The sequence below is a fragment of the Nocardia arseniciresistens genome, assembly GCF_046764875.1.
GTDB lineage: Bacteria > Actinomycetota > Actinomycetes > Mycobacteriales > Mycobacteriaceae > Nocardia > Nocardia arseniciresistens.
Genome location: NZ_JBKORD010000016.1, coordinates 75,335 through 94,195, shown reverse-complemented (window position 1 = coordinate 94,195; position 18,861 = coordinate 75,335). Strand labels below are relative to the sequence as shown.

The window sequence follows — 18,861 nt, the reverse complement described above, 5'->3', positions numbered from 1 at the left end:
CGGTATGTGAATACATAATAGCGTAACAGCGATCATAGAAGTGGCCTCAAGGGGCGGTATCCTTTGCGTTTGCCCGTATATGTACGGAAACTGGAACCTGTGCTTGTGCAATACCACCATGACGTGTTCACTAAGTGAATCACTGATAGTTACTCAATCTGGGAGATTGGTATGAGTGGACGGGTGGTGGTGGCAGGTGTGGGAATGATTCCCTTCACCACGCCCAGCCGAACCGAGACATACGACCTGATGGGCACCAAGGCCGCCAGAGCGGCGCTGACCGATGCCGGGGTCGAGTACTCGAAGGTCCAGCAGGCCTATGCCGGGTACGTCTACGGCGACTCGACATGCGGCCAAGCCGTTGTCTACGGCCTCGGCCAAACCGGTATTCCGGTGATCAACGTCAACAACAACTGTTCGACCGGCTCCTCGGCCCTGTTCCTGGCTCGGCAGGCCGTCGAGTCCGGCGCGGTGGATGTGGCCCTTGCCGTGGGCTTCGAACAGATGCAGCGCGGTGCGCTGGCCATGGGCTACACCGACCGGCCCACGCCGTTCGATCGCTTCAATGAGGTGATGGATCAGATCCAGGAGCGGACCGAAGCGCCGTTCGCGGCGCAGATGTTCGGCGGCGCGGGTCGGCAGTACATGCAAAAGTACGGCACCGTGCCGGAGACCTTCGCGAAGATCTCGGTGAAATCGCGCAAGCACGCCGCCAATAACCCGTACGCGGTGTTCAAGGATCCGGTGACGGTCGAGGAAGTTCTTGCCTCGCCGCACATCTACGGTCCGCTCACCCGGCTGCAATGCTGTCCGCCCACCTGTGGCGCGGCCGCGGCCGTGCTGGTCAGCGAGGAGTTCGCCAAGGCCAATGGCATCGACGCGTCGGTGGTCATCAAGGCCCAGGCCATGGCGACCGACTTCCCGTCCACCTTCACCGAGAAGGATATGGCCAAGATCGTCGGCTACGACATGAGCAAGGCTGCGGCGCAACAGATCTACGAGGCCTCGGGTGTCGCGCCGACCGATATCCGCGTGGTCGAACTGCATGACTGCTTCACCGCCAACGAACTGCTCACCTATGAGGCCATCGGCCTGACCCCGGAGGGCACCGCGGAGAAGTTCATCAATGACGGCGACAACACCTATGGCGGCCGGGTGGTCACCAATCCGTCCGGCGGCCTGTTGTCCAAGGGGCATCCGCTCGGTGCGACCGGTCTGGCGCAGTGCGCGGAACTGGTGTGGCAGCTGCGCGGGCAGGCGCAGGCGCGGCAGGTCGCGGGTGAGCTCAAAGTGGCTCTCCAGCACAATATCGGACTCGGCGGCGCGGCCGTGGTGACCCTGTACGAGAAGGTGAGCTGAACCAATGCCCTTGGATCCCAGCGTGATCGGCAAGCAATTGCCGCCGAGCACCCTCGCCGTCGACGCCGGACGGCTGCGGTTCTTCGCCACGGCCATCGGCGAGACGAACCCGATCTTCACCGATCTCGCGGCGGCGCGGGCGGCGGGGTACGCCAATCTTCCTGTGCCCCCGACGTTCCTGTTCGGCATCGAACTCGAGACTCCGGGCTCCTTCGGCTGGTTGGCGGAACTCGGTGTCGATCTGCGCCGGGTGCTGCACGGCGAGCAGTCCTTCACCTATCACTCGACGGCGGTGGCCGGTGACGTGCTCACCTCGACCCCGACCATCGGGAAGGTGTACAGCAAGAAGGGTGGGGCGCTCGATTTCCTCGAGAAGACCTCCAGGATTACCCGCGCCGACGGTGAACTGGTTGCCGAGCTGAAATCCGTTCTCGTCGTGCGTAATCCGGAGGTAGGCAATTGATCACCCGGCAAGCGGTCGAGGTCGGAACCGAGCTGCCGCCCTTGAAGATTCGGACCATCTCCCGCACCACGCTCGCTCTGTTCGCGGGAGCGTCGGGTGATCACAATCCGATGCACATCGATATCGATGTCGCCAAGTCCGCCGGACTCGACGACGTGTTCGCCCACGGCATGCTCTCGATGGCCTACCTCGGCCGATTGCTCACCGATTGGGTCGACCCGCAGGCGATTCGGTCCTACCGCGTGCGGTTCGCCGCTATTACCCCCGTGCTCGCAAAGCCCACAGCCACCGGCAAAGTCATCTCGATCGAGGAGGTCGACGGCGAACGCCGTGCCACCCTCGAACTCACCGTCACGCTCGCCGACGGCACCGTGACCCTCACCGGCGACGCCGTCGTCGCACTCCAGGACTGAAAGGTCGTCTCTCATGGGAACTCTCGATAGCAAGGTAGCAATTGTCTCCGGCTCCGGTCGTGGTATCGGTCGTGAAATCGCACTGAAGTTCGCCGCCGAAGGTGCGAAGGTCGTGGTGAACGATCTCGATGCCGAACCCGCCGGGGAAACCGTCGCCGCGATCGAAGCCGCGGGCGGCACCGCGGTCTCGTGCGTGGGCAGCGTTACCGAGGAGGGCTTCGCGGAACGCTTCGTGCAGACCGCCGTCGACTCGTTCGATGGACTCGACATCATCGTCAACAACGCCGGCTACACCTGGGATTCGGTGATCCAGAAGATGACCGACGAGCAGTGGGACGCGATCATCGACGTCCATCTCAAGGCCCCCTTCCGAATTCTGCGCGCCGCCCAGCCCGTCATCGCCGCGCGGGTGAAGAAGGCGAAAGAGGCGGGGGAGCCGATCCCCTGCCGCAAAGTCGTCAACATCTCCTCGATAGCGGGCACCGGAGGCAATGCGGGACAGGCGAACTACTCCGCGGCCAAGGCAGGCATCACCGGCCTGACCAAGACCATCGCCAAGGAATGGGGACGCTACAACGTCACCGTCAACACCGTGGCGTTCGGCTTCATCAAGACCCGCCTCACCGAGGCCGCGGCCGGCGGTGACAGCACTATCGATATCGAGGGCAAGAAGCTGAAGGTCGGCGTCAACCCGAATCTGCTGGCAGCCATGGAGCAGATGATCCCGCTGGGTCGCGCGGGCACCCCGACGGAGGCCGCCGGCGCGGTCTACCTGTTCTGCACTCCCGAATCCGACTACATCAGCGCGCAGACTCTCATTTGCGGCGGCGGCTTCAACATCTAGAACGGGTGTCCGGCTGTTCGGCCGCTCCTGAACAACCATGAGGTAGACGAGTGCGGTGATCGACCGCCGACTGTGGCGGCGAACCACCATGACTGGAGACGAACGATATGGCGCACGAGCCGGACGGACAGGCGCTGATCAGTCCGGCCCGTGGCACTCGACCGGCGAATCGGCGTGAGCTGATCGTGCGGGCGGCGGCGGATCTGTTTTACCGCAAGGGCTACGCCACGGTCGGGATGGGTGAGGTCGCCAGGGCGGTGGCAATCGGTCCCTCCGCGCTGTATCGACATTTTCGCGGTAAGCAGGATCTGCTGGCCACGGTGGTCGGGAATGCGCTCGAAGCGGTCGATGTGACGCTGGCGGCCGCCTCCTCGAGCGACGTGGGGGTACGGCTCGCCGCGTTCGCTCTCGAACACCGCGGCATCGGGGTGCTGTGGCGGCGCGAGGCGCGCCATCTGTCCGCCGATAACCGCGCCCAATTGCGATTGGTCACCGATCGCATCGTCACGCGGCTCATCGACCTGATCCGCGAACGCCGACCCGCCCTCGGCGTCGCCGAAGCCGATTTGCTGGCGCGGTCCGCGCTGGCCGTCGGCATCAGCGCCTCGTTCCACAGTTTGTCATTGCCCGAACCCGGGTTCAACAACCTGCTCGGCGAACTCATCACAGCGACCATCGATGCTCCGATCGCCTTGGCCGATCCGATGACGAGCCACCTCGACACCGTTGCGGCCGTGCTTACCGGGTCCAGGCGCGAGACCATTCTGGTCGAGGCCGCGAAACTGTTCGCCCGCAACGGTTTCGCGGGCGTGAGCATGGACGATATCGGGGCGACCGCCGGCATCACCGGGCCCAGCGTCTACAACCATTTCCCGGCCAAGACCGACATCCTGACAGCCGCCATGTTCCGCGGCGATGAATGGCTGCGGATGGGCATGAACCGCGCGTTCGCGCAGGCAAACGACCCGTGCGACGCCCTACGCAGACTGCTTCGCAGCTACGCAGAGTTCGTGTTCGAGAACCCCCACCTGATTCAGCTACTTATTTCCGAGTCGGTGCACCTGCCCGACGCCGTCCGCGATCGCGGACGGGCCGCCCAGCGCTCCTACATCGCCGAATGGGTGCACCTGGCCGGTCAGGTGCACCCGACCTGGGACCTGAGCAGCGCCCGCATCCGCGTCCAAGCCGCGCAGACCATCGTCAACGAGATCTCCCTGACACCGCAGTTCCGCACGGACCCGGCGGTTGAATCGGCGGTCGTCGTGATCGGTGCGCGACTACTGGCCATCGCCCAGGACTGAGTGGAATTCAGTGCGCGATGCTGTGCCCGGAGTATCGCGCCGGTCAGACGCGGTCGGCGACAATAAGCAGGTATTGGGCTGCGCGGTCACGGAGGGCGGACAGGAAGTAACTCTCGATCCCGGTGGCCACGGATGACTGCGCACGCAACTCCCAGTACGGGATCATTTCGAGGCTGAGGTCGATGACCTTGATCGGTGTCAGGTTGTTGGCGGCCATCGCCCGGAAGTAGTCGCTGCGTGAGTGGAAGTCGCAATGGTAGTGGCCGTCGATATAGGCCATCGCGGGGGACTTGGGACCGAGTATGTCGTTGTAGCAACCGGTAATACATACATAGCGGCCACCGGGTCGGAGCAGCCGCGAGAATTCGCGGAACAGATCGTCGAGATCTACGTACATCGTGGACTCGTTGTTCCAGATTGCCTGCATGCTCTGGTCTTCGAACTCGGTGTGCAGCATGTTGCGAAACCAGAAATGGACCTGGTCGGCTACTTCGCGTTCTTCGGCCTGTTCGGTGGCGAAGTCGACCTGGTACTGCGAAATCGAGACGCCGTCCACCCCGCAGCCGAACCGAAGGTTGGCCATGAACGACAGTCCGCCCCGGCCCGAGCCCGCGTCCAGCACACGGTCGGCTCGGGTGAGCGGGCCGAGGTGGTCGAGCAGGTAGTTGGCCTGGGCGGTTTCCAGCCGATGAAGTTCGGCGATGATGGCCTGCTCCCGGGTCTCCGGGGGCTCGGCGAGCACGGCCTCGTCGATCGCACCGATACCGCAGTGGTGGTGGTAGAACTTGTCGATATCACCGAGGGCGAGGTTAACCGCGTCATTGCGGCGGTTGTTCCACCAGTCGGCGACCTGGTGTTGGTATGCGTCATCGAATACCGAGTTTGCCGGGGCCGAATTCGTGACTGTCTTCTCGAGCATGACGTGAGGTTATCGGTATCGAGCCTTGCTGTCGTGTCGTGGAGGCGCCCAGTATCTGTTCTAGTGGTTCACAGCCGATTCGGCGCGCTGTCCAGTTGCGTCAGCTGCCGGCGTCGCCGACTTCGTCGAGCGGTGATCGAGCTTCGACTTCGGCGAAAACGCAGCCGGCGGAGCGTAGTTGGGAAACGACAGTCGGGTAGCGAGTGCTCAGCGCAGCGCCGAATCCGGTTGGTCGTCGCGAGATAACGTGGCGATAGTGTCCGCGATCCACCGGTAGCCGATATCGGCGGTTGTGAGCATGCTGTCCTGGGTGGCTCGACCAGTCGGTGCCGCGTTCATCCTGGCCCCGAACTGTGCCCATCGGGCGCGATCACCGCTGCTGTAGTAGGCCATACCTCGGCTGCCTTCCAACTCGAAGGTGGCGCGTACATGCGGGGCGAGTTCCAGGCCGCCCAGCGTCGAACCCTCCATCACGTAGAGAAATCCCAGCAGCGATGCGGGGTCTACCGAGCCGTGATGACGGATGGAGCTTGCGAAACCCTGTGCTACATCCAAGGTTTCAACTGGAATAGCGGTATTGGGGACGGTATCGAAGAACTCCAAATCGAGTTCCACCAGGTGCGTTTTCGCGAGCTCACCGCGCCATACCGCGACAATTGTGGGATCGGCGGACTCCGCGAGTTGAGTTTCCAAGGTTTCCAATACGATTCGATACGCGGCGAGCTGAGCGACATAGCGTTCGAGCGGCAAGGTGCGGTTCAACAGCGCCGAGCTGAATGCTGTCGCCTCCAGCGCTTCATGCCAGGTGCGGGTTTCAGTCCGCAATCGCTGCATGATGGTGTCGGTCATACCGGGCCTCGCTCACGCATACCGGGCGCGGACGGCGTCGCGCAAACGTTCGATGACATGACCCTTTCGGTCAATGGTCAGATCGTAATATGCCGCGCTGTCCGATGTGCGACATAACCGATGGACACGCTCCTTGGCCGATTGCTTCAGCTCAACGGACTGTTCGGCCAGTTGCACGATGGTTGCGCCGAGCTGCTCGTGGCCGAGTACGAACTCACGCAGTCGGGTCCCGGTGAGCTCTGGTGCGACGTCGAGCAACTCCGGAGCAGTGTCCAGCAACGTCAAGTACACGCGATTGGTGATCCCATCGAAGTCCTCATAGGTGTTACCTGGGCTGAATTCCGGCACGAAGTCGGTGAGGTCATTGAACAGTTGGCTGGCCAAGCCGATGGTGCGCATCGCGTCGTGCAGCTCGGCGCGTTCGTCCTCCGGTACGTCGAGCGTGATTGCCGCGGCGTTCAACGGCATCCAGAACAATGTGGCGGTTTTCATCGTCGCCACTGTTTCCCAAAATCGGGTCCGGTCGGTAGAGCTGCCTGCCATGACTTCGCTGCGCATCTGCGGCAATCGGGTCGATATGTCCAGCGCTTGGCCGATGAACCCGCCTTCGAGGGCCTGCTCCAGGTATTGCACCGCGCCCGGGTGCGCGGCATGTCGCAGTGCCGCAAGCACCATGGAAAACCCGGTGTTCAAAGCCAACGGAATGCCATGGTCAGCGTGTAGTGCGGGTTCTCCGTAGCGGATTGCGCTGCCGTCCTGGATGTCATCGAGCACCACGGAGGCTTTCAGCAGGATCCGCACTGCGACTGCCACCCGTCGGATGGCAGCAAGATCCGCCGCGGATTCGGCCAGGTCGGTGAAGCCACGATAGTTGCGGTACACCCAATAGGTAATTGACGGCCGCAGTGCCTGCCCACCCGCCGGGCGCAGCGCCTCTTGGCCGACCTTGGAGCCGAGCGCGTCGGCGAGCGGGGTGTGAAAGGCTAGCCGCAGCGCTTCCCATATTGCCGTGGGGCCGTCTGTGGCACCCGCTACTCGTCTTGTCGCGGTGGGTAATTCGGCCAAAAACTGGGCCAGGTCGGATTCCAGAAGTTCGGAGTCGGCGCGCACTGCGTCGAGTACGGGAGAAGCACTAGCAGGTGCGGTCACAGTGGCCTCGCTTTCGGACGACTTCGCGTCGGCGGCCCTGACCCTACCGTGCCCTAATCTATTGCGCCTCTCATGAAGCTGGTGCGTAGTCCTTCCAGGAAGCACTGTGCAAGTCGACTCCTAGCTCAGCTGACGGACGGCTGTCCGAGGACATCGCCTAGGAAACCGGTGTCGTGGTGCCCGGCGGTAGCTGATCGCTCTGGCGGCGCAGGGCGTCGAGGACGGTGGTTACGGCGGCGCGCGGGGGTGCGCCGCGTCGGATTACCGCTGTGATGGTCCGGGTGACCGGCGTGGTGAGTTCGCGGGTCGTGACTCGATAGCGCGGGTCGACCGCGAGGCCGGGGAGCAGGGCAATCGAAAGCCCCGCTTCCACATGTTGCAGCGTCATCAGGTAGTTGCTGAAGCGGCAGACGATTCGGGGTTCGAAACCCGATTCGCGGCATAGCCGGGTCGCCAGATTCGCCATATAGGACTTCGGTATATCGAAGGCCCAGGCCGCGTCGGCGTGGGCGGCCAGGTCGACGGGGCCACGCGCGGTGTGCGCGGGCGGCAGGACCAGGACGATGGGATCGGTTGCCAGCGGGACGATATCGATATCGGGACCTAACGGCTGTTCGACGAAATCGGTTGTCGTGATGATGATGTCGGCGTCGCCGACCCGCAGGGCGGGCATGCTCTCGTGCGGTTCCAGCTCGAGTAGTTCGACCTCGAGGTGGGGATTGGTGTGAGCGAGCCTGGTTACCGCGGGCACGCACAGGGAGTGGATCGCGCTCTGGAAGGCGCCGAGCCGGATCAGTCCGAATGGTTCGTCACCGAGGCTGCGCAGCTCCGTTTCGACGGTCGCCATCTGGTCGAGGATCGCGCGGGCGCGACGAGCCAGGATCAGGCCCGCGGGGGTCAGTCGGACTCGACGTCCCGTGCGTTCCAGCAGTTGGGTGCGCGTTTCCGCCTCGAGCACCGCGAGTTGCTGGGACACGCTGGACGCGCTCATATTCGCCGCCTTCGCGACGGCCCGGACGGTGCCGAGGGTGTCGAGCTGGCTGAGCAGGCGCAGTCGCCATGGGTTGAGCATGACTGCATTGTTGTCCGGTTTTACCGAACAGCACAGCCGGAATTGTGAACTAGACATGGCGCTCGAATCGGCCCTACCGTCGAAATATGGCTTTCCCCATCACCACCACGGCACTGTCCACCGATGAATTCTGGGCCGATGCCGATCGGCACCTCGTGCGCTACGCCGGTGCGGGCGCATTCACTCCCGAGATCATCACCCGGGCCGCCGGAAGTTTCGTGTACACCGAAAGCGGAAGGGAGATACTGGATTTCACCTCCGGTCAAATGAGTGCGATTCTCGGGCACGCGCATCCGGATATCGTCGCCACCGTTCGGCGGCAGGTCGGTGAACTCGACCACCTGTTCAGCGGCATGCTCAGTCGCCCGGTCGTGGATCTCGCGCGCAGACTGGCCGATACCCTGCCCGCGCCGCTGACGAAGGCGCTGCTGCTGACCACCGGGGCCGAGGCGAATGAGGCCGCGATCCGCATGGCCAAGCTGGTCACGGGAAAGCATGAGATCGTCTCGTTCGCCCGCTCCTGGCACGGCATGACCCAGGCCGCCGCGAGCGCCACCTACAGCGCGGGCCGCAAAGGGTACGGCCCGGCCGCGCCCGGCAATTTCGCCATCCCCGCACCGCACGCCTACCGACCCGACTTCACCACGGCCGAAGGCGAACTCGACTGGCGTCGTCAATTGGACTTCGCCTTCGACCTGGTCGACGCCCAGTCGGTCGGCAGTCTCGCCGCCTGCCTCGTCGAACCGATCCTCAGTTCCGGCGGGGTCATCGAACCGCCGCTCGGCTACTTCGCCGCGCTGCACGAGAAATGCCGGGAACGCGGCATGCTGCTGATCCTCGACGAGGCCCAGACCGGCCTGTGCCGCACCGGATCCTGGTATGCGTTCGAACGCGACGGCATCGTGCCCGACATCCTCACCCTCTCCAAGACGCTCGGCGCCGGACTGCCGCTCGCGGCCGTCATGACAAGTGCCGAGATCGAACAAGAGGCGCACGATCGTGGGTTCCTCTTCTTCACCACGCATGTGTCCGATCCGTTGGTCGCCGCGGTCGGCAATACGGTGCTCGACGTGCTCATCCGCGACCGACTCGACGAGCGCGCCGCGGAACTCGGCGCATTCCTGCGGCAAGGACTGGAGCAGATCGGTGAGCGCCACACCATCGTGGGCGACATCCGTGGCCGCGGTCTGCTCGCCGGGCTCGAGCTCGTAGTCGACCGCGAAACCAAGGCGGGCTCCGACGAACTCGGCGCCCTCGTCACCCGCCGCTGCCTGGAACTCGGCCTGCATATGAATATCGTCCAACTGCCCGGCATGGGCGGCGTCTTCCGTATCGCGCCACCACTGACCGCCACCGAAGCCGAACTCTCCCTTGGCCTATCCATCCTCGACCAGGCCATCGCTGACGCGGCCGGCGTTGCGTAGGGCATCGAGGTTGCGCGCTCTGCCGAACCTTGACCGGCCTCGCCTGGCTGACCTATGGACGGCCAACGGCACGGACCGGCTGACGGACCGGCTGCGGTAGCGAAGTCGAGACGGTGCCGAGACGATGCCGGAAATTTGCTGAGAATCCCACACGTCGGCGGTGATGAGGCATAGATTGACCTTGCGCGGCGTTGCTGCTCGCAGATCGTGCGGTCCGCAACGTTCGATCATGCGCTACCTTTTCGCCGACGAAGGGAGCCGTCATGAGTACGGCGGCGGAGCGTGCAGCTCAGCTGGATTTGGTTGCCAGACAACTGTCCTCATATCCCGAGCTTCCGGATGCGCCGACTCCTGATCTCATCGATCACGAGCGCTTCAGCGCATACACGAAGACTGTCCACGACGTCGGCGGTGAGCCCGACGCGCCGATGAAGTACGAGAACAAGCAGTACGAGGTGTGGGAACACAACACCTATGTGATCTGCGAGGTGCTCGCCTGGCGCGGAATCTGGGTCTCGGAAGAGCGGCGCCGGATGGGCAACGTCGACCTGGGACGCGCTGCCTATTTGGGGCTGCCGTACTACGGTCGCTGGCTGTTGGCTGTGGCCCGCGTCCTTGTCGAGAAACACCACATCGGTCTCGGTGAGTTGAGCGAACGGATGGTGGAAGTCCAGGCACGATACGAAGGCGGCCTCGCCGGAGAGTCGTTGGCGGCGCACCCCAAGTTCGAAGGTGACGGGTCGCAGGTAGAACGCAACCATCATCACATCCGTGCGGTTGGTAAGGGTGATCCACAGGTATTTGCCGGCCAGGCGGGAGAGCCCAGGTTTCACGTCGGAGATCCTGTGATGGTGCGCGAAATGCCCGCTCTGTTGTATACCCGCACCCCCGAATATGTGCGCGGCGCTACCGGCGAGATAGCTGCGATCGCTTACGAAAGTCCGGCGGCTGAAGACGAGACGTGGGACCGCCCCGACGCTGAGCCCGAGTGGTTCTACGTTGTTCGGTTCAACCTCTCCGAATTGTGGCACGGCTACACCGGAACCACGAACGACAGCCTGCAAACCGAGCTACCGGAACGCTGGCTGAAAGCGGCATCCTAGGCCACGTACCCAGCCGGGTTTCACTGATCGGCATCGTGCCAGAAAGGGATCTTATGACCGGCCACGACCACGATCATGCGCGCACGGTTGCGCCCATGGTGGACGAAATAACCGACTTCGAGGTTCTGGAGATCGCCCTGCGCGAACTGTGCATCGAAAAGGGCATCTTTACCGCCGAGGAGCACCGCCGTTTCACCGAGTTCGCCGAGCAGATCGGTCCGACGCCCGCCGCGCACCTGGTCGCCAGGGCATGGCTTGATCCCGACTTCAAAACACTCGCCCGCACTGAACCGATGACCGCGAGTAAAGAAGTCGGAGTGGACTGGCTGGAACCTACAGGTTTCGGAACACCGAGTGACTTCACCGCGTTCGAGATCCTCGAAGACACGCCCGCCGTGCACAACGTGATTGTCTGCGCACTGTGCTCGTGCTATCCGAGACCGATACTGGGTAATTCTCCCGAGTGGTATCGCACCCCGAACTATCGGCGGCGTATGGTCCGTTGGCCGCGCCAGGTGCTCGCGGAGTTCGGGCTATATCTGAACGCCGATGTCGCCATCCGGGTTCAGGATTCCAACCAGAAGCACCGTTTCATGGTGATGCCCATGCGCCCGGAAGGCACTGACGGTTGGGACGAGGACCAGCTGGCCGAAATCGTCACACGCGATTGTTTGATCGGTGTCGCACTGCCTAAGGCGGGCGTAGTCAGCAATGTCATCACCGACACCCGTCCAGCCATCCACCCAGTCGACTGAAGGGGTACGCGATAGTGAGCAGGGCAGACGATTCGGTCTCGACCGAGCATATCGATATCGCGCCACTGAAAAGCATCGTCGTACGTAATCAGGTTTGGCCGCGCATGGCGGCAGAGTACGGCGTCGAAAACCCTGTCCCGCCGTGGAAGACGAGCTTGGATGGTATGTGTGACGCCCTCGATCGGGCGGGGTGCGCCACGGGTCTGCCCAACTTCAAGGAACGACGTGATGAGGAAGATTCGCTGTCGGCAACCGTGTATTCCGGCCTGCCCTACCCCGAAAACCAGCTCGTCGCATTGGCTCACTCCCTAGTGGTCCGCGGCATCATCGACGAGACGGAACTCCAGGAACGACTTACCGGCATCCGAGCCAGACTGGAAGCCTGAAGTCGGACCGCACTGCATGACCACGTTCCCAGCAAACGCCGAGCGGAGAGTTATGGGATACCGGCCGAGTATCGCGGTGTTCGTCGCGACCGCGGGTTTGTTCATCGTCGCGGGCTGTGGCACGTCGTCGGATTCCGGCAGCGCCACCACCAGCCCGCAATCGAGCGCGTCGGGCGGCGCGCAGGCCGAGCCCGCGTACGCCGCCACCCTCAGGCCGATGATTACCCGGCTGATGAAGGACAACGTCATTCCAGGCGCTGTCGTGGTCGTCAAATCGCCGAAGCAGGGCAATTGGACCGAGACATTCGGCACCCGAGCCATCGGTACGACCGAACCCATGTCGGTGGACGACCACTTCCGCATCGGCAGCAACACCAAAACCATGACCTCGACGGTCATCCTGCAGTTGGTTCAGGAGGGCAAGCTCGCGCTGGAGGATCCGATTGCCAAGTATTGGCCGGGTGTGCCCAACGGGGATCGCATCACCATCGCGCAGCTCTCCGAAATGCGAAGCGGGCTATACAGCTACACGTTCGACCGGCAATTCAATGCCACGCTCGACGATGACCCGAACAAGGTGTGGACGCCGGAGGAGTTGCTGGCGATCGCGTTCGCGCACCCGGTCAACTTTCCACCGGGGGAGAAGTTCGATTACTGCAATACCAACACCATCCTGCTCGGCCTGGTCATCGAGAAGATCACGAAGATGTCGGCCGCGGAGAACTTCGAGAAGCGGATCTTCGAACCGCTCGGCTCGAGGCACACCTCGCTGCCCGAGGCGACGGACTCCTCGATCCCCGATCCGCATCCGCAGGGCTACGCGTTCGGCACCAATGTCTCCACCATCGACACCTTCGCCCTGCCGCCCGCGGAACAAGCCGCCGCTATCGCGGGCCAACTGAAACCCGACAACGCGACCGACGCCAGCCCGTCGTGGACGTGGACAGCGGGGGCCGCGATATCGACGGTCGATGATATGGCCACGTACGCGAAGGCACTTGTCGACGGCGGGTTGCTGGACGAGAAGACGCAGCGGATTCGCATGGACAGCATCCAGCCGATCGATCCGGCCAACCCCGATGTCGCCGGATACGGTCTCGGCATCGTCCGATTCGGTGCGCATCTCTTCGGACACGACGGTCAGATCCCGGGGTTCATGACCTTCATGGGCCACGACCCTGCGTCGGACCTCACGATTGTCGTCGCCACGAACCTCGCGACGGTGCCGTCGGGCGAGGGGTCGGCGCTGGTGCTGGTCAAAGGCATGCTGCCGGTCTTCTACGGTGCCGATGCCCTGCCCGGCGACCCGGCCGCGGCGGCCACCGGCGCGACGACCCCGCCCAGCAGTTCGGCCGGAGCGACCACCACGGGCCGATGACGGACACCGCGGTAATCGTCGCGGGCGCCGGGCCGATCGGCCTCACCACCGCGATTGAGTTGCGACGCAGGGGAGTGTCGTGCCGGATTGTGGACCCGTTGCTCGAACCGCCCCGGTACGCGAAAGCCGTTGGTATTCAACCGCGCACGCTCGAGGTGTTCGAGGGGATGGGCTTGCTGCGTCAGGTGCTGGACGCGGCGATCCGACTACGCGGTGAAATCCGCTATGTCAACGGAGTGGAGGTCGGACGGTTCGATCTGTCATTGCCGCCGGATGTGCCGTTCGAATTCGTCGGGCTGCCCCAGTACGAGACCGAGCGAATCCTGCGGGACCGGCTGACCGCGCTGGGGACGACGATCGAACGGGGCACCCGATTGGCCCGGTTCGAGCAGGACGACGACGGTGTCCGCGCGGTGTTGTCGCGCGCTGACGGCGACGAGCCGGTCCTGGCCCGCTATCTCGTCGGCTGCGACGGCGCGCACAGCATTGTCCGCAAAGGACTCGGCCTGAGCTTCGAGGGCGCGGCGTTCGCCGAGCAGTACATGCTCGGCGATGTCGAACTGGACTGGTCGCTACCGCACGGATACGTCGTCCGTTCGACGCATCGGACCGATGACGTCACCGACGATCTGCTGGTGTGCGTCCCGCTGCCGGGCAGGCACCGGTACCGAGTCTCGATGCTCGTGCCCGCGGAACTTGCGACCGCTCCGGCGGCGAGTGGCGACAACGTCGAGCACGGCTTCGAATCCGGGCAGAGACCGGAACTGTCGCATCTGCAGGCCGTGCTCGACCGGCTTGCACCCGAGCCGGCCCGTGCGTCGCGTCTGCGGTGGTCGTCGGTGTTCCGGATCAGTCACCGCATCGTCGATTCCTACAGTCGCGGAAGGGTTTTCGTCGCAGGCGATGCCGCGCATATTCATCCGCCGACCGGCGCGCAGGGCATGAACACCGGGATCCAGGATGCCCACAACCTCGCGTGGAAGCTCGCGCTCGCGGTCGAAGGCGTTGCGGCCACCGGCCTGCTGGGCAGCTACGACGCCGAACGCAGACCCGTCGGCGAAGAGGTGGTCGGCCGCACCGTGCGTAGTTCCCGCGAAGGCATCGGCGCGGATTCGACGGATCCGGACTATGTGATCCGGCGCGAAGCCCAGTTGCTGATCGACTACAGCGACAGCCCGATTGTCGCCGAGACCGGGTCCGACCAGCCGCATCCGAGGGCGGGCAGCCGTGCCCCCGATGCCCGTGGTCTCACCCGTGACGCCGTCGCCTTCGACATGCGGTTGTTCTCGTTGCTCGGGCGGATCGACCACACGGTCTTGCTCTACGCGGATGAAACCGCCACCTCGGACGATCTGCGCGAGTTGGAGCAACTGGCCGAGGCCGCGACCGGCGCGGCACACCGTCATCTAGAGGTGTACCTCGTCGCCGATCCGAAAGCCGATGTGGCCGAGACGATTTTGCCGCTCATTCGCGATACCGCGGGCAATTTTGCCCGCGACTATCGGGCGCTGCACCGCTCTGTATTTGTCATCCGGCCCGACGGCTATCTCGGATTCGCGCGGCGTGCGGCGCGCGAATCCGACGTCACCGACTACCTCGAATCGACGTTCCGCTGAACACGTAATCGCAGTTACCGGGCGGGCATACCGGTGATCGAACCGATCAGGAATCGAGAAGCGCAGGCCACTGAGCAGCGCATAGCGTTACCGCCATGAACATCACCACGCACCAGAGCTCCATCGAGTCCGTCACCCTCGAGGTGTCCGATCCCGCCGCCGCCGAGGCCTTCTACGCCGCCGCGTTCGGTCTCGGCGACAAGCTCCGCGTCCGCGCCTCGGAGGCGCCGACGACCGGCTTTCGTGGCTTCATACTGTCGCTCGTGGTGTCTCAGCCGAGTACCGTCGACAGCCTCATCGGCACCGCACTCGCCGCAGGTGCCACGACGCTGAAAGAGGCCAAGAAGAGCTTCTGGGGCTACGGCGGCGTTGTTCAGGCTCCGGACGGTGCGATCTGGAAGGTCGCGACCTCGTCGAAGAAGGAGACCGGCCCGGCGACCAGGGCGGTCGACGATTTCGTTGTGCTCCTCGGGGTCGACGACGTCAAGGCGACCAAGCAGTTCTATGTCGACCGCGGCCTGGCGGTGGCGAAGAGCTTCGGCAGTAAGTACGTCGAGTTCGCCACCCCGCCGTCTTCGGTCAAGCTGGCGCTCTACGGGCGCCGTGCCGCCGCCAAGGATGCCGGTGTCTCCGCCGAGGGCACCGGGTCGCACCGGGTTGTCATCGGCGGCGATATCGGTCCCTTCGCCGATCCGGACGGGTTCGCGTGGGAGGCCGCCTCGGCCTGAACATAAGACCGCGGCGGCCTGGGCGCGCGAACATGTGATGGGCGCAGCGCCGCACGCCGTGTGCCCACGAGCTAGTCCTCGGGCAGCGTCTGGCCCAGTTTGCGCAGCAGGTCGGTGAGGGTGCCTCGCTCCGAAGCGGTCAAGCCGGACAGCAGCCGGGCCTCGTTGCGCAAGTGCGTCACGATGGCATCGTCGATGACCTGTCGGCCTCGGTCGGTCAGCTTGATGATCCGACCGCGCGCGTCGTCATCGGCGGTGCGGCGGGCGACCAGTCCGGCCTGTTCCAGCCGGTCCACCCGCTTGGTGACCGCCCCGGAGGTGACCATGGTCGACCCGCCCAACTCGCCGGCAGTCAGTTCGTAGGGCTCCCCGGAACGGCGCAGTGTTGCCAGCACGTCGAACTCGCCCCTGCCCAAGCCGTGGCTGTCGAAGACCTCCAGCAACCGCTCGTTGAGAGCCCAGTGCAGCCGGGTGATCCGCCCGATCACGTGCATCGGGCTCGGGTCGAGATCGGGCCGCTCGAGGTGCCACTGCGCGACGATCCGATCCACCCCGTCAGGGCCGGTGGGCGTTGCCATGCCTTGACTATAGCTTCCCTGGAAAGTAATTTATCTTCCATGGAAGATAAATCTCGTCACTACCGCTATCGGGGACCGTGAACGCGGGCGGCGGGCGATTCCGCACCTCAGGGGTGACCGCGCTGGCACCGGCTATATGGGGAAGTACCTACCTGGTGACGACCGAGTGGCTGCCGCCGGAGCGCCCGCTGCTGGCCGCCACCGTGCGTGCGCTTCCCGCCGGCCTGATTCTGTTGACTTTCACGCGCACGCTGCCGATCGGGATATGGCGGTGGCGCGCTCTGGTGCTCGGAACGCTCAACATCGGCGCGTTCAACTTCCTGTTGTTCGTCGCCGCCTACCGTCTACCGGGTGGGATAGCGGCCATGATCATGTCGGCGCAGCCGATGCTTGTCCTGATCTTGGCGGCGCTGCTCATCGGGGACAGAATTCGGTTCGCGCACGTGGTGGCCTGCGTACTCGGCGCGGTCGGTGTTGTACTGCTCGTGTTCAACGGGACAGCGGCACCGGATTTTGTCGGAGTGGCGGCGGCGTTGGCGGGAGCGGCCAGCCTGGCACTCGGCATCACACTGACCAAACTGTGGGGACGCCCGGACGGGGTGGGGCTACTTTCCTTCACCGGCTGGCAGCTCGGCGCGGGCGGACTCGTGTTGTTGCCCTTCACGCTGTCCATCGAAGGGCTGCCGACCGTCATCAGTGGAACCAACATCATCGGTTTCGGCTATCTCATTTCCATGGGCGCTGTCATCAGTTACGCGATCTGGTTCCGCGGGATAGCGAGATTGCCTGTACTGGCGGTCTCCTTTCTCGCTTTGGGCAGTCCGATCGTCGCAACGCTCCTCGGATATCTGTTCCTGCATCAGAAGTTATCGATTCCGCAGCTGGTCGGAATTCTCGTGATTATCGGCGCCGTGCTGCTCGCGCAACCTCGTCCGGTCGATACGCCGGCGCTGCGTCCCGATAACATGAAACAATCAGAGAGAAGTAATGGATACACACTATGAGCACCCGCACTCGACCTCTAGATCATGGCTGGGTGTTGCTGTCATCACAGCGAGTTTATTCGTCTTCGTCACCACCGAGCTGATGCCCGTCGGCCTCCTTACCCCGGTGAGCTCGAGCCTGGGCATATCGGTGGGAGTCGCCGGGCTGATGGTTACTTTGTACGGTATCTCGGCTGGGCTGGGCGTACCTTTTATCGTGGCGTGGACCAGGCGCGTCAACCGTCGCGTGCTGCTCTCGGTGCTGCTGGCGGTATTGACTCTCGGAAACCTGATCACCGCCGTCTCGCCGAACTATCCGCTGGTCTTGACGGCGCGGCTCGCTATGGGATTTGCCAACGGGGTGTTCTGGGCCATCGGTGTGAGCATGGCGATGCGCCTTGTTCCCGGCCGTCACGCGAGCAGGGCGGCAGCGGTCGCGTTGTCCGGCATCTCGATCGCCGCAGTAGTAGGTATGCCGCTGGGAACGTTTCTCGAGAGCCTCACGAGCTGGCGGATCACTTTTCTTATCTGGAGCGGCCTCAGTGCGCTGGTGTTGTCCGCAGTGGCTATCGTAATTCCATCGCTACCATCGGAAAATGCGGTTTCGGTCCGGGAAGTCTTCGGGCTCCCGCTCGGAAACGTGCGGTTACGTTTGGTGATGTTTACCGTCGTGCTATACGTGCTGGGTCATTTCGGGGCGTACACCTTTATTCGGCCCTTTTTGGAGAGTAATTCATCCGCGAAACCCGCCTATATTATTGTGTTGCTGGTAATTTTTGGTGCTGGAGGTGCGGCCGGAAACTTTATCGCCGGATATACCGTGACCAAGAATTTGAGGGCCAGCTTCATTGTGGCGTGTGCGGGGGTTGTGGTGTCCTTGCTCTTGCTGCTCACGATCGGTCACGGGCGGGCCGGTCTGATGATCGCGTTGTTGCTCTGGGGGGTCTCGTTCGGTGCGATGAACCTGTGTCAGGTCAACATGACGCTCGCTGCCGCGCCCGACACCTTCGAAGCCGCCATGTCACTGAACACCATGGGATACAACACCTCCATCGCGCTCGGTGCGCTCTTCGGCGGACTGTTCGCCGACCATTCAGGTGTCAGGAGTGTCTTCTGGTTCGCTGTGGCGCTGACGGCGGCTTCGCTGCTCCTCACGCTCAGCACTCGCGGGGAGGCCTCACGCACCGTCCCTGAAGGTGAGCCGGTGAGCAGGCCGGTCCTGCAGTCCTGATGAATCGGTGCGCCGCCTACTGGCAGGTCTCCTGGCAGTAGGCGGCACACCGGTGCATCGGCTGAGAGGTGTCGCCATGAACCGGGGGTCGGAGGGGACGTCGCCGCAGCAATCTCGGTCGACACCGTAGGTCGTCTTACTGTGACATGAGTCTCAATTTGGTAGCGGTTGGGCCTTTTGCCCTCCAAAGGCTTTCCAAATGCTTTGCGAAGTCTTTACTATTTGTCCTGACCCTCGCGCCATCGGGTCCTCGCTCCACGAAGCGCTCAGCTTCGCCCGCCTCTCGCTTTCGATGCCAATACATGTTCGA

The 18,861-nt window shown here is 63.7% G+C and carries 19 protein-coding genes; 14 read left to right on the top strand and 5 right to left on the bottom strand.

Annotation, left to right across the window (positions count from 1 at the left end; genetic code table 11):
- The first annotated feature begins 171 nt into the window (after nucleotides 1–171).
- The 5 genes from ACLMAJ_RS27665 to ACLMAJ_RS27645 all read left to right on the top strand — a co-directional run bounded on the left by ACLMAJ_RS27665 (nucleotide 172) and on the right by ACLMAJ_RS27645 (nucleotide 4,380).
- On the top strand, nucleotides 172–1,359 hold the full coding sequence (locus ACLMAJ_RS27665) for a lipid-transfer protein (protein ID WP_412016777.1): 1,188 nt from the start codon (nucleotides 172–174) through the stop codon (nucleotides 1,357–1,359).
- Between the two features lie 4 nt (nucleotides 1,360–1,363).
- Nucleotides 1,364–1,822: a MaoC family dehydratase N-terminal domain-containing protein gene (locus ACLMAJ_RS27660; RefSeq protein ID WP_412016776.1), complete on the top strand. Its 459-nt coding sequence runs from the start codon at nucleotides 1,364–1,366 to the stop codon at nucleotides 1,820–1,822.
- Nucleotides 1,819–2,235 (top strand): MaoC family dehydratase, encoded by a 417-nt coding sequence (locus ACLMAJ_RS27655; protein ID WP_412016775.1) that lies wholly within the window; start codon nucleotides 1,819–1,821, stop codon nucleotides 2,233–2,235. Before ACLMAJ_RS27660 ends, ACLMAJ_RS27655 begins: the two co-directional genes overlap by 4 nt.
- A gap of 13 nt (nucleotides 2,236–2,248) precedes the next feature.
- Nucleotides 2,249–3,079, top strand: coding sequence for an SDR family NAD(P)-dependent oxidoreductase (locus ACLMAJ_RS27650; RefSeq protein WP_412016774.1), 831 nt, complete (start codon nucleotides 2,249–2,251; stop codon nucleotides 3,077–3,079).
- Between the two features lie 107 nt (nucleotides 3,080–3,186).
- Complete coding sequence (locus ACLMAJ_RS27645) at nucleotides 3,187–4,380, top strand: TetR/AcrR family transcriptional regulator (RefSeq protein WP_412016773.1); 1,194 nt, start codon at nucleotides 3,187–3,189, stop codon at nucleotides 4,378–4,380.
- 43 nt (nucleotides 4,381–4,423) lie between these two features.
- Here the strand turns inward: ACLMAJ_RS27645 and ACLMAJ_RS27640 are convergent, their stop codons facing one another.
- From ACLMAJ_RS27640 to ACLMAJ_RS27625, 4 genes are all read right to left on the bottom strand, one after another.
- Entirely contained in the window at nucleotides 4,424–5,299 is an 876-nt protein-coding gene (locus tag ACLMAJ_RS27640; RefSeq protein ID WP_412016772.1) for a geranyl diphosphate 2-C-methyltransferase, read from the bottom strand.
- 207 nt (nucleotides 5,300–5,506) lie between these two features.
- The gene (locus ACLMAJ_RS27635; protein ID WP_412016771.1) at nucleotides 5,507–6,148 is read right to left on the bottom strand and encodes a biliverdin-producing heme oxygenase; all 642 of its coding nucleotides are present in this window, start codon (nucleotides 6,146–6,148) and stop codon (nucleotides 5,507–5,509) included.
- A gap of 12 nt (nucleotides 6,149–6,160) precedes the next feature.
- The gene (locus ACLMAJ_RS27630) at nucleotides 6,161–7,297 is read right to left on the bottom strand and encodes a polyprenyl synthetase family protein (RefSeq protein ID WP_412016770.1); all 1,137 of its coding nucleotides are present in this window, start codon (nucleotides 7,295–7,297) and stop codon (nucleotides 6,161–6,163) included.
- A gap of 157 nt (nucleotides 7,298–7,454) precedes the next feature.
- The gene (locus ACLMAJ_RS27625) at nucleotides 7,455–8,369 is read right to left on the bottom strand and encodes a LysR family transcriptional regulator (RefSeq protein ID WP_412016769.1); all 915 of its coding nucleotides are present in this window, start codon (nucleotides 8,367–8,369) and stop codon (nucleotides 7,455–7,457) included.
- 86 nt (nucleotides 8,370–8,455) lie between these two features.
- Between ACLMAJ_RS27625 and ACLMAJ_RS27620 the strand changes: the two genes are divergently transcribed.
- From ACLMAJ_RS27620 to ACLMAJ_RS27590, 7 genes are all read left to right on the top strand, one after another.
- Entirely contained in the window at nucleotides 8,456–9,793 is a 1,338-nt protein-coding gene (locus ACLMAJ_RS27620) for an aspartate aminotransferase family protein (RefSeq protein WP_412016768.1), read from the top strand.
- A 263-nt stretch (nucleotides 9,794–10,056) separates the two neighbouring features.
- The gene (locus tag ACLMAJ_RS27615) at nucleotides 10,057–10,896 is read left to right on the top strand and encodes an SH3-like domain-containing protein (RefSeq protein WP_412016767.1); all 840 of its coding nucleotides are present in this window, start codon (nucleotides 10,057–10,059) and stop codon (nucleotides 10,894–10,896) included.
- 53 nt (nucleotides 10,897–10,949) lie between these two features.
- Nucleotides 10,950–11,651 carry a thiocyanate hydrolase subunit gamma gene (scnC, locus tag ACLMAJ_RS27610; RefSeq protein ID WP_412016766.1) on the top strand — a complete coding sequence of 234 codons (702 nt, stop codon included), beginning with the start codon at nucleotides 10,950–10,952 and terminating at the stop codon, nucleotides 11,649–11,651.
- Nucleotides 11,652–11,755: 104 nt separating this feature from the next.
- On the top strand, nucleotides 11,756–12,037 hold the full coding sequence (locus ACLMAJ_RS27605; protein WP_412016890.1) for a thiocyanate hydrolase: 282 nt from the start codon (nucleotides 11,756–11,758) through the stop codon (nucleotides 12,035–12,037).
- Nucleotides 12,038–12,053: 16 nt separating this feature from the next.
- Nucleotides 12,054–13,415, top strand: a complete 1,362-nt coding sequence (locus tag ACLMAJ_RS27600) for a serine hydrolase domain-containing protein (protein ID WP_412016765.1) — start codon at nucleotides 12,054–12,056, stop codon at nucleotides 13,413–13,415.
- Complete coding sequence (locus ACLMAJ_RS27595) at nucleotides 13,412–15,031, top strand: FAD-dependent monooxygenase (RefSeq protein WP_412016764.1); 1,620 nt, start codon at nucleotides 13,412–13,414, stop codon at nucleotides 15,029–15,031. Before ACLMAJ_RS27600 ends, ACLMAJ_RS27595 begins: the two co-directional genes overlap by 4 nt.
- A gap of 95 nt (nucleotides 15,032–15,126) precedes the next feature.
- Nucleotides 15,127–15,759, top strand: coding sequence for a glyoxalase (locus ACLMAJ_RS27590; RefSeq protein WP_412016763.1), 633 nt, complete (start codon nucleotides 15,127–15,129; stop codon nucleotides 15,757–15,759).
- Between the two features lie 71 nt (nucleotides 15,760–15,830).
- Here ACLMAJ_RS27590 and ACLMAJ_RS27585 read toward each other — a convergent pair whose 3' ends face one another.
- Complete coding sequence (locus ACLMAJ_RS27585; RefSeq protein ID WP_412016762.1) at nucleotides 15,831–16,337, bottom strand: MarR family winged helix-turn-helix transcriptional regulator; 507 nt, start codon at nucleotides 16,335–16,337, stop codon at nucleotides 15,831–15,833.
- Nucleotides 16,338–16,414: 77 nt separating this feature from the next.
- On the opposite strand from ACLMAJ_RS27585, the gene ACLMAJ_RS27580 reads away from it, so the two are divergent.
- Both ACLMAJ_RS27580 and ACLMAJ_RS27575 read left to right on the top strand, forming a co-directional pair.
- On the top strand, nucleotides 16,415–17,341 hold the full coding sequence (locus ACLMAJ_RS27580; RefSeq protein ID WP_412016761.1) for an EamA family transporter: 927 nt from the start codon (nucleotides 16,415–16,417) through the stop codon (nucleotides 17,339–17,341).
- A complete protein-coding gene (locus tag ACLMAJ_RS27575) occupies nucleotides 17,325–18,551 on the top strand; it encodes an MFS transporter (RefSeq protein ID WP_412016760.1) in 1,227 nt (408 codons plus the stop codon). Before ACLMAJ_RS27580 ends, ACLMAJ_RS27575 begins: the two co-directional genes overlap by 17 nt.
- The last annotated feature ends 310 nt before the right edge of the window (nucleotides 18,552–18,861 follow it).